This window comes from Wenyingzhuangia gilva (genome assembly GCF_030519655.1).
Taxonomy (GTDB): domain Bacteria; phylum Bacteroidota; class Bacteroidia; order Flavobacteriales; family Flavobacteriaceae; genus Wenyingzhuangia; species Wenyingzhuangia gilva.
Genome location: NZ_JAUMIT010000014.1, coordinates 1 through 11,016, shown reverse-complemented (window position 1 = coordinate 11,016; position 11,016 = coordinate 1). Strand labels below are relative to the sequence as shown.

Below are 11,016 nucleotides of genomic sequence, written 5' to 3'. Positions count from 1 at the left end.
CCAAATCTTGTTGATTTGGCTTTGTGAAAACAAAGAAACAAAACCAAACAAAAAGCTTCGGCTTAGTACGTGTCCGAAAATCTTGCCGATTTTCTTCCCGCACAAAGCCTAGCCAAACACGTTAACTAAAATAAAATCGTAGTGGCGTTTTCCGTAGAATTATTATTATAATTTGAAACTTTTACTACTCTCCTATTTTGAAATTTATCATAAAATAAGAACATTCATTTTCTTAGCTGAAAAAACTTAGAAATCCTGACAAAAGTTGGGTTTGAAAAATCGTAACTACGAAAAACATCAAGTTTTTGGGAAATTATTTAAACTTAAAAAGTTCTTCTTTTCTTGATAATTGAAAACAGTAGAAACGCTTAGGAAATTATCGTAGTTATGTGAAATCATGTTTCTTTTGAAAAATTGTCATGATTAAGAACTTTAACTATTCTAAATTTTTGTGGAAATAGGAAACTAATATTTTCTTTAAAACTTAACTTTTTTAACATGACTTTTTCAATCTAAAAATCAGTCTGAAAAAAACTTTAGTTAACACCGGCTAAACTTCATGCGGGTTTTGTACTAACTTCAAAGTTTTGTGTATATTTGCTAGGTCGCCAAATCTTGTTGATTTGGCTTTGTGAAACCAAAGAAACAAAACCAAACAAAAAGCTTCGGCTTAGTTGCGTGTTCGAAAATCTTGTCGATTTTCTTCCCGCACAAAGCCTAGCCAAAACCGTTAGCTGTAAGTAAAAAACACAATTTTGAAATTACATAAGAAAAAAAGAAAATTAGACTTATTTGAATCTTTGATTTACTATTTCTTCCCATTAATTCTCCTACTTATACCAAGTATATTTTTATTTAATGAATTATTGAATGAAAAATTTAACAAAGAGTTTGATACGTCTCATAAAGCTAGTTTTTTAGTATTACTTATCGCTCTGTTTTTTATGTGGTTTAAACATAATAAACTTCTTTTTAAAACATATAAAACAAATAAAAATGTTTTGGAGTTGAAAAATGAAATATACTCTATGTCAGAAGAATACAATTGGGAAATTATTTCTTCTTTCGAAAATAGAATTGAATTTCGTGTCAAAGCTGCATCTGATAGATCTAATAGAATATTATTCCCAAGAGAATACAAAAAATTTATAAATGGGATTATAACTTTTCAGTCAGGTGAATTTAATTTGAATCTTGTTTTAAGTTTCGAAAATAATGATATGGATATGACAGACCATTTAGGCGAAACAAACCATCTAAGAAATAGAATAATTAAACGTTTGAAATAACATCAACTTTCGAGATTTTAAATCTAAAAAAACTTATTGTTATATTTTGAAAATAGAGATAGCTATGAATCAATTTATTCAGAATAAGCTATGAAATAAAACAGAAAATTGAGATATAAAAAACCTACAGCTAACACCGGCTAAACTTCATGCGGGTTTTGTGCTTACTTCAAAGTTTTGTGTATATTTACTAAGTCGCCAAATCTTGTTGATTTGGCTTAGTCTAAACCAAAGAAACAAAACCAAACAAAAAGCTTTGGCTTAGTACGTGTTCGAAAATCTTGTCGATTTTCAATCCCGCACAAAGCCTAGCCAAAACCGTTAACTTAAACAGCGCTGAAATTCCTGGTGGAATTTTTCGCAGTGAATTAAATGAAAGGTTTTTTATCTATTTGAAATCAATGCTCACGCAAAATTTTTAAATCTGAAACTTTGTTTTTAACTGAAAACTAAAAACTTTTAATCGTTGCGTTTTAAACTGTGCGCTAAAATTGTTTCATTGAAAATTAATCGGTAGTCGATATATTTTAAACCATCTTTTCGCTGAAAATTAGAACGTTTTAAACTGTACGCATAAGTTTTGTTTGAGAAGTTTAGATCATTTGATAAATTTTATTGGCTGAGAAAAATAGCTTTTAATCATTACGTTCTGAACTGTGCGCTAAATGTCTTCGTTAATAATGAATCTTTAATCGATAAATATTTACAGGGAAAACGTGAAAATTATCGTAGAAACGCGATTTTAATGTCGTTGCGCTTAAATCGGAAAATGCTGTTTTTCAATTCAATATTTCTTTGTGAAAAACTGCATAAGTTAACACCGGCTAACAAACAAAGCTAATTTTGTGCTTTCCCAAGGTTAGTTTTCTTCTTTTTTCTGTATTTTAGGTCGAAAATTAATCGGCTTATCAAACGCTTCGTTTGCTAGCCAAAACCGTTGTAACCAATACTTTAAAACCATACAGACAAAAAAAAGTCGTTATTATTTTTATACATCGAACTTCTATGTATATTTGTCTTAAATTATTAAATCATGGAAAAATTATCAAAAGAATTAATTGGAGCTTCTACGATACCAATAATATTATCAATTCTTACAAAAAACGAATCTTATGGTTATGAAATAATCCAAAATATTAAAGAAATATCTGGTGGAAAAATAGAATTTGGAGAAGGTACACTATATCCAGTTTTACATAAACTAGAAAAAAAAGGATTAATTGAATCCTCGTGGAAAATTGCAGAATCTGGAAGAAAAAGGAAATACTATAATATTAGTAGTGAAGGGGAAAAAGAACTTAAAATTGAAAAAGAAAATTGGACAACTATCAATCAAATAATATCAAAAATATGGAAAATAGAACCGAATTTAATTTAGAAAATAATATTAATCAGTGGAAACAGGAATTAACTGAAAAAAATAATTTAACTAAATCTAATATTATTGAACTTGAAAGCCACCTGCTTGATTTAATTCAGGATATAGAGTCCAAAGGCTTAAACAAGGAAGAATCATTTATTATTGCACGAAAACGCATGGGAAAAACTAATGATATTACAATAGAATTCGATAAGGTGAATAATGATTTTTCCTATATAAAAAAATTAATACCATATTTCAAAGGTGCCCTAATTTATATAACTTTTATAACCTTAAGTAAATCGTTTTTTATTATTTCTCTAATCCTATCTATATCTAAAGGATTAGACGTCAATAATATGTTTAATACTATATCTATTATATTATTAGCTTTTACCTGCGTTACATTTTTTAGTGTAATTTATTTAAATTTAAACAACAGGAAAACATTTCTATCTAAATTAAATAATACAAAAACACTTATAGCATTAATTATAATTTCACCTATAATTACATATAGATTATATAATCAGATAACAGCTCTTGGTATAAGACCTTTTGTATCTTCAAAATCTTCAACATTATTAGAATTACTATCTGATTTTACCTCTCATGATAATAGTTATATAATGGAAACTAAATTTATAAGTTATCAAACATTTAGTGCCTTGATCATTTTTTCTGTGTCAATATTTTTTATTTGGAAGAATAAACAATCTAATAGATTAAATATCTCGAAATAAAAAGTACAGGTTACAACACCGGCTAAAATTAATACGGGCTTCTATACTACTCCAAATTTTTGTGTATATTTACTAAGTCGCCAAATCTTGTTGATTTGGCTTTGTGAAACTAAAGAAACAAATCCAAACAAAAAGCTTCGGCTTAGTACGTGTTCGAAAATCTGGCCGATTTTCAATCCCGCACAAAGCCTAGCCAAAACCGTTGTAGGTAATTAATAATGAAGCAAATACTATTTATAGAAAATGAAACTGATGAAGTTCTTCCGAAAGAATATCATAAAATAAATAATATATGCGCTATTATATACGATCAAATAACTGAAATATTTACTAAAAAAAATTACAAATCTTTACTTGAAACTAAAATTTCATTTGATAAAAACATTCAAAATATTGAACAATTAGAAAATGATGAGATACACATTTTAGATTATTTAAAAGAGAATGGATTAAATAATGAACTTGAAAACATCTTAACAAAACACATTTTATTATCTATCAGTTCTGACTTTGTTAATTTCATATTTGAATCTTTAAATTGTGCAAAAAAATGTAAATCTACTGTTGCGTACGCTCTTCTCAGAAAACCATTTACAGATGAATTATTATTATTAGAACAATTGCTTGTAGATAGGACAGATTTCATTTATAAATTCTTTCATATCGGAGAACCTAAAAATTATGACCCTAGTTTTAAGTATAAAAATGTAGAAATTATAAAAGAGACCATAGAAAAAGCTACATCTAAATTAAAAATGAATTTTTTCTATTCGAAAGATTTCATATACGAATTAAGATATGATAAAACTTTTGTTAATGGAATTAATGGTATTTCAAACAAAGCTCTACATATTGTAACAAACGATTCACATTATAAAACAACTGAACAAAATTTTAATTTTATTTTTTCTAGAAAAAATGACATTATTGAACAATTAAAAAATTACTACTTAACTGTTCCTCATTTACTCTTCTATTCAGCATCAATAATTGATGAAATAGCTTTTAGTTTTATAAAAAACAATGATACTGAAAACAATTCATTAAGAATTCTAAAACAATTTAAAAGACTCATTGGATATGTTTTATTCACAGAAGAAAATAAAGTAACTAAAACATTTCAAAACAATGAACTTTTTAAAATACTCTCTGAAAATCTAAATTTTATTTGTGAAAATTGTAATCATACAAACGAGACAAACAGAAATGACTATGAATCATTTTTTTACTCAAATTCAATTACTTGCAAAAAATGTTCTACTGATTTATTAAAATTCGAAAACAATATAATTGAAATTCAAAAAATATAGAAATAAAACTACCTACAACACCGGCTAAACTTCATGCGGGTTTTGTGCTAACTTCAAAGTTTTGTGTATATTTACTAAGTCGCCAAATCTTGTTGATTTGGCTTTGTGAAACCAAAAGAAACAAAACCAAACAAAAAGCTTCGGCTTAGTACGTGTTCGAAAATCTGGCCGATTTTCTTCCCGCACAAAGCCTAGCCAAAACCGTTGTGTAAAAGTCTGAAAAACAGAAACAACACTTGAAATTTATCAAAAAACAGAAGCTTTTCTAAGTTTTGAAAAAAATGTAATAATTCTAATATTAAAACATTTTTATTAGCAATAAAACACAAAAAACATCAGTAAAGAAAACCGAAACTAATCGAAAGATTAAAAAAATCTCTGCAAAGATATCTAATACCATGTCGGGAATAGGTTTGTAGGTGTCGGGAACACCTTTGTAGATGTCGGGAACGCCTTTGTAGGTGTCGGGAAGTATAAAACCATCGCCATAAGTACCTGAAACCATGTTTGAAAGTACTAAAACATCGGTAAAGGAGACAAAAACTAAGGAAACATTAAGAAAAAGAAGGGAAACTTTTCTATAGGTTTGAAAAATATAGATAAGAAAGAGAACTAGAAGTCTTGTTTACTAAAAAATTAATTTTATGAAATATAAAAGATCATAAATTATGGATAAAAAACCTTTACACAACACCGGCTAAACTTCATGCGGGTTTATTTCTAAATTCAAAGTTTTGTGTATATTTACTGGGTCGCCAAATCTTGTTGATTTGGCTTAGTGAAATCAAAGAAACAAAACCAAACAAAAAGCTTCGGCTTAGTCCGTAATCGAAAATCTTGTCGATTTTCAATCCCGCACAAAGCCTAGCCAAAACCGTTACCTACAAGCTAAAAAAAATGCAATGAATAAATCGAACAGGCTAAATTTTTTAAAATCATATCTGAAATTATATGGAGTTGAAAAGATTGAATTGACTAACGAAACGGTTGATTCGATAAGAGGAATTGCAATCTATGACGAAAATGACCCAGAAGAACGACAAGAATTTATTTGGCACAAATCTGAAAAGGAAATTCCATCTCCCGAATTGAACATTTTGATTGAAAAAATTCTGGCGGAAAAATGGCATAACGGAGACAAAATCTCGGAACATATTGATGAAATGGAATTTGAGAAATTTGACAACTCGACTAAAGATAAAATTTTGACTGAATTGTTCGATGTCCGAATAAGAATGGTTGATGATGGAGAGGAAACGGACTCTTATTTCGTACATTACTGATTGAAAAACTAAACGTGAAAAATAAAAGCCAGCAGGTAACACCGGCTAAACTTCATGCGGGTTTGTGCAAACTTCAAAGTTTTGTGTATATTTACTAGGTCGCCAAATCTTGTTGATTTGGCTTTGTGAAACCAAAGAAACAAAACCAAACAAAAAGCTTCGGCTTAGTACGTAATCGAAAATCTTGTCGATTTTCAATCCCGCACAAAGCCTAGCCAAAACCGTTGTGCATCATTAATGAAAAATAATTTAACCGAAAAACTTGAGGAAAAAATAATATCAGGTATGTTAAATACTTGTAAAGATTTAAGACTATTTAGTGATCAAAATGAAATTACAATTAAGCCCGAATATCTAATCAATGTAAATATAGCTAAATCCATTGCTGAAATAAACAAAAATGAAATAATACCAATTATTAAAATAAATCTTGAAGAGAAGACTAGTGAATTTTCTATTAATGCTGTTCCAACATTTAGCTATATTGAAAATCCTATAAATATTTTTAATCAAAAAATTAGAGGATTTAATAATACATCAAGAAATGGAAACATTGATATAACCATTTACGAAAATAACGAACCACATTCAGCTATAGAAGTAAAACTTGTTAATCCTAATGGAAAAAAAATAACTGAAGATATTCTTAGATTAGAAGAATTACTTTATACAGAAGACAATCATACAGGAAAAACTAATTTAAAGAGTACTTTTTTTACTTGTTTTGAAATCTGTGAAAATTCTAAATCAAAGAATGAAATAAATAAACATAAAAGTCTAACTGAAAATAAATATTCTGAAATTCTTGATAAAGTATTGAAACAAAATAGTACTAAATTTAAAATATCAGTCAATATAATTCCAGAAAGCGTATTTAATATATCACAAGAAATTCTTTCTCTCGAAGATTCTTATTACCTAAAGAAAAGTGTTTTGTCTCTTGTAGTAAGGTTAAATAAATAACAATGCACAACACCGGCTAAACTTCATGCGGGTTTTGTGCTAACTTCAAAGTTTTGTGTATATTTACTAAGTCGCCAAATCTTGTTGATTTGGCTTTGTGAAACCAAAGAAACAAATCCAAACAAAAAGCTTCGGCTTAGGTGCGTGTTCGAAAATCTGACCGATTTTCTTCCCGCACAAAGCCTAGCCAAAACCGTTGGCAATAATTAAAAACAAAAACAGAGAACAATGAAAAACTTAATGAAATTTATCGGATTAGCAATTTTGACAATCACTATGGCATTTACAACTGTTGAAAAAAAGACAATTGTAATTGACGTTAGTCATGGAGGAAAAGACCCTGGAACAAGTGTTGCTGGATTTAATGAAAAAGAAATCGCATTAAATATTGCTAATAAAATTAAAGAATTGAATAAGAATTCAAATATCGAAATTTTTTTGACCAGAAGTTCTGATGATTTTATTGCATTAAGTGAACGAACAAAAAATATAAACGATTTAAAACCTGAATTTGTAATTTCACTTCACGCAAATTCTGCTAGTGATAATAATGAAAGGGGAAAAGAAATATTTATTAGCGACAAAAACAATCAGAAAGAAAAGTCAGGAAATTTAGCACTTAAATTATTTTACAGCTTTAATGAACAAAATGTTAAAATTAAAAAAGCGGATTTTTATCTTTTAAAAAATGTAAAATATCCTATTGCTTTAGTTGAACTTGGATATTTAACAAATGAAAATGACCGAAAATTATTGACAAGCGAAAAAGGACAAACCGAACTTGCGAAATCAATACTAAGCGTGATAAAATAACTATTGCCAACACCGGCTAAACTTCATGCGGGGTTTGTGCTTACTTCAAAGTTTTGTGTATATTTACTAAGCCGCCAAATCTTGTTGATTTGGCTTTGTGAAACCACAAAAAACAAATCCAAACAAAAAGCTTCGGCTTAGTTGCGTGTTCGAAAATCTTGTCGATTTTCTTCCCGCACAAAGCCTAGCCAAAACCGTTGTAGTGCATTTGAAAAAAAATTAAAATGAAGAAGAATACCATTCTTTCAAAGAAGATTATTAGAGAAATAAATAAGTCTAATAATAACTTTGAATCTAAATTAAATATAGATTTTTTAAATAATGAAAAATATTACAATTATGAAATCGAAGAATGGTATGGTGCTGAATTTAATATTAAAGGAGAGCTAAGGAAGTTAGTTATTGAAACTCTACTGAAAACATATTTTGAATGGAAACATGAACTTGATAAACTAGATAAAGATTATTATTTAGCAATTTGGTTATATAATCCAAGAATGTTAAAATCAGAAGTTGTTTGTGCAATAGAAGAAAAAATACCTTATTATGAAAATGAAGCTTTTTTAAACTCTAAGAAAAAAAACGAATTTAACTTAAACTTATCTGAAAATCTATCAACTGAACTACAACATTTTACTTGGAACAGGAAAACTGATATGGACTCAATTCATGAATGGGAAATAAATTTTCCTAAAGAAGAATATCAGCATAAAGAACAATATTACGAAGATCAAAAACTTTATAAAAGAGTCATTCAAAAAGAATTTCATGTAGCTGTAGTTGATAATGAGAAAATTTATTTTTATCCAAAAGGAGATATTTGGATAGGGAAAATGAAATAAAAAACGCACTACAACACCGGCTAAACTTCATGCGGGTTTTGTACTTACTTCAAAGTTTTGTGTATATTTACTAAGTCGCCAAATCTTGTTGATTTGGCTTAGTTAAAAACAAAGAAACAAAACCAAACAAAAAGCTTCGGCTTAGTCCGTGTTCGAAAATCTGTCCGATTTTCTTCCCGCACATAGCCTAGCCAAAACCGTTAGCTTTAACAACGCTGAAATTCATGGCTGAATTTTTCGCAGTTGTTAAAATGAAACTTTTTCTTAATTGTTTGAAACCAATCTTGACTCAAAAAATTAAAGAATGAAACTTTTCCAAAACATAAAATTTATTAATGTTTTAACTGAAAAACTAAACTTTTTAAACTGAGAAATAATTGAATTATTTACTGTTGCGTAAAAGGTAAACGAAATCAATAATTCTTTGAAAATTTATTAATTAAAAAGAAAATGGTGTCCATAATTTACGTGCTGAACTGTACGCTGAATTTTAATAAAACTAACATTTTTAATTCTTAATGAAAGTTTTTAATAAACGATAAATGGCGGCTTAAAGTTACGTACTCAATTCCCTAAAAATTCTCAAAAACAACATTCTCAATTCTTTGAAAAGCAGAACATGAAAATTATCGTAGAAATGCGATTTTAAAGTCGTTGCGTAAAGTTTGGAAACTCTACTACCCTTTTCAACATTTTTATGTGAAATGTTGCATAAGCTAACAACAGCTAAAAAACATAGCTTTTTTTGTGCTTAATCAAAGTTGGTTTTTTGTTTATTTTGTGTAGTTTTAATCTGAAAACTAATCGGCTAGTTTAAACGCTACGTTTCCTAGCTAAAACCGTTATGCTACATTTAATAAAAAAATATCTTCAGGCAACCAATTCACATAAAAAGAAGTCTTTAAGATATAACATAAAACCAAACTCAATGCGAAAATTATTGACTTTAGGAATTTTGATATTATTACTTTCTTGCCAAGAAGTAAAAAAACAGCCTGAAAAATTTACCGTAACCTTTAATAAAAACATAGAAACTTACTTTCTCGCAGAGATACTTTCCATTAACCATATAAAGACCTATAAACAATGGGAGGAATATAAGTTAAAAACCTGTAAAAGTTACCAACCAATTGTTGATAAAGCATTAACTGCTTTTGACAATCTAACCCAAAATAAAATCGCAATTGAAACAGCCAAACTTCATGATACTTTGATAAGCTTTGGATATGGCAACGATGCTATGATGGAAGTTTTATTAGAACAACCAGAGTTTGACCTTTTACAAAGACCGTCAGACTTTAAATTCTCACAAACACATTTAAAAGGCAATAAAAAAAAAATATTAGAAAATATAATTTCAAATTATTTACAAGTACTTTATAACTTCTATCATACAGAGAACATTGATGATTTTTTTAAAAAAAACACATATTTTTATAATGGTGCAATACATGAAGTTCAAACTCATATACCAAAAGGTTTCACAGATGCTATAGAAAAGTATTATGGAGACAGCAGAGAAAAATACGTTGTCTTGGTTAGTCCAATGATGATATGGCCGATAGAAAATAATGAAGGTCGTGGAATTGGACCAACAGTTCAAAAGGATGGTAAAAAAAATGTCTATGAAATTATGAGTCCTTACGTTCAAATACCTATTAATTCCACAAAAAAGAAATATGACCAATTTGGTTTTGATTATCAACCCAGAGCAAGAGTTCTAACTATACATGAATTTGGACACTCTTTCGTAAACTCAGAACTTGAAAATTATCATAAACAAATTGATAACTCATCACGTTTATTCACTAAAAAATTAGAGAAAAAAATGAACTCAAAAGGTATTCAAACGTGGAATGTTTATGTTATAGAAAGCTTAGTACGCCTAGGAGAAATTAGAATAGCTGAAATTCAAAAAGATAAAGAAAGAGCTGATTATTTAAGAAACTACCATACCAACTTGGAACATTTTATTTTTCTTCCACAATTGGAAGAAAAAATAATTGAATTTGAGAATGATCGAAAAAAATATCCAATGTGGAAAGATTTTATTCCAGAGCTTTTGAATGTATTCGAGAATGGTACACCAGAATTTATAAATGAAAAACTAAAATAAAAACGTAGCATAACACCGGCTAAACTTCATGCGGGTTTTGTGCTTACTTCAAAGTTTTGTGTATATTTACTAGGTCGCCAAATCTTGTTGATTTGGCTTAGTGAAACTAAAAGAAACAAATCCAAACAAAAAGCTTCGGCTTAGTCCATGTTCGAAAATCTTGTCGATTTTCTTCCCGCACAAAGCCTAGCCAAAACCGTTAGCTAAAAATATGAAAAAAATCAGTTTAGTTATTATATCACTCTCATTATTAAGCTGTAATGAAAATAATTTAATAAATATTGAAGAAGAAATTAA

9 protein-coding genes are annotated in these 11,016 nt (G+C 28.4%); all 9 read left to right on the top strand.

The window, feature by feature from the left end:
* Positions 1-755: 755 nt before the first annotated feature.
* The 9 genes from QVZ41_RS14105 (at position 756) to QVZ41_RS14065 (ending at position 10,719) form a co-directional block, all read left to right on the top strand.
* On the top strand, positions 756-1,289 hold the full coding sequence (locus tag QVZ41_RS14105) for a hypothetical protein (protein ID WP_302885287.1): 534 nt from the start codon (positions 756-758) through the stop codon (positions 1,287-1,289).
* Positions 1,290-2,322: 1,033 nt separating this feature from the next.
* The gene (locus tag QVZ41_RS14100; protein ID WP_302885286.1) at positions 2,323-2,667 is read left to right on the top strand and encodes a PadR family transcriptional regulator; all 345 of its coding nucleotides are present in this window, start codon (positions 2,323-2,325) and stop codon (positions 2,665-2,667) included.
* Entirely contained in the window at positions 2,640-3,392 is a 753-nt protein-coding gene (locus QVZ41_RS14095) for a hypothetical protein (protein ID WP_302885285.1), read from the top strand. Before QVZ41_RS14100 ends, QVZ41_RS14095 begins: the two co-directional genes overlap by 28 nt.
* Positions 3,393-3,610: 218 nt before the next feature.
* Positions 3,611-4,702, top strand: coding sequence for a hypothetical protein (locus tag QVZ41_RS14090; RefSeq protein ID WP_302885284.1), 1,092 nt, complete (start codon positions 3,611-3,613; stop codon positions 4,700-4,702).
* A 902-nt stretch (positions 4,703-5,604) separates the two neighbouring features.
* Positions 5,605-5,985: a hypothetical protein gene (locus QVZ41_RS14085; protein WP_302885283.1), complete on the top strand. Its 381-nt coding sequence runs from the start codon at positions 5,605-5,607 to the stop codon at positions 5,983-5,985.
* A 237-nt stretch (positions 5,986-6,222) separates the two neighbouring features.
* A complete protein-coding gene (locus QVZ41_RS14080; protein WP_302885282.1) occupies positions 6,223-6,948 on the top strand; it encodes a restriction endonuclease, SacI family in 726 nt (241 codons plus the stop codon).
* A gap of 228 nt (positions 6,949-7,176) precedes the next feature.
* Positions 7,177-7,761: an N-acetylmuramoyl-L-alanine amidase family protein gene (locus tag QVZ41_RS14075; protein ID WP_302885281.1), complete on the top strand. Its 585-nt coding sequence runs from the start codon at positions 7,177-7,179 to the stop codon at positions 7,759-7,761.
* Positions 7,762-7,985: 224 nt separating this feature from the next.
* Positions 7,986-8,603, top strand: coding sequence for a hypothetical protein (locus QVZ41_RS14070; protein ID WP_302885280.1), 618 nt, complete (start codon positions 7,986-7,988; stop codon positions 8,601-8,603).
* 928 nt (positions 8,604-9,531) lie between these two features.
* Complete coding sequence (locus QVZ41_RS14065; RefSeq protein WP_302885279.1) at positions 9,532-10,719, top strand: DUF4932 domain-containing protein; 1,188 nt, start codon at positions 9,532-9,534, stop codon at positions 10,717-10,719.
* Positions 10,720-11,016 lie beyond the last annotated feature (297 nt).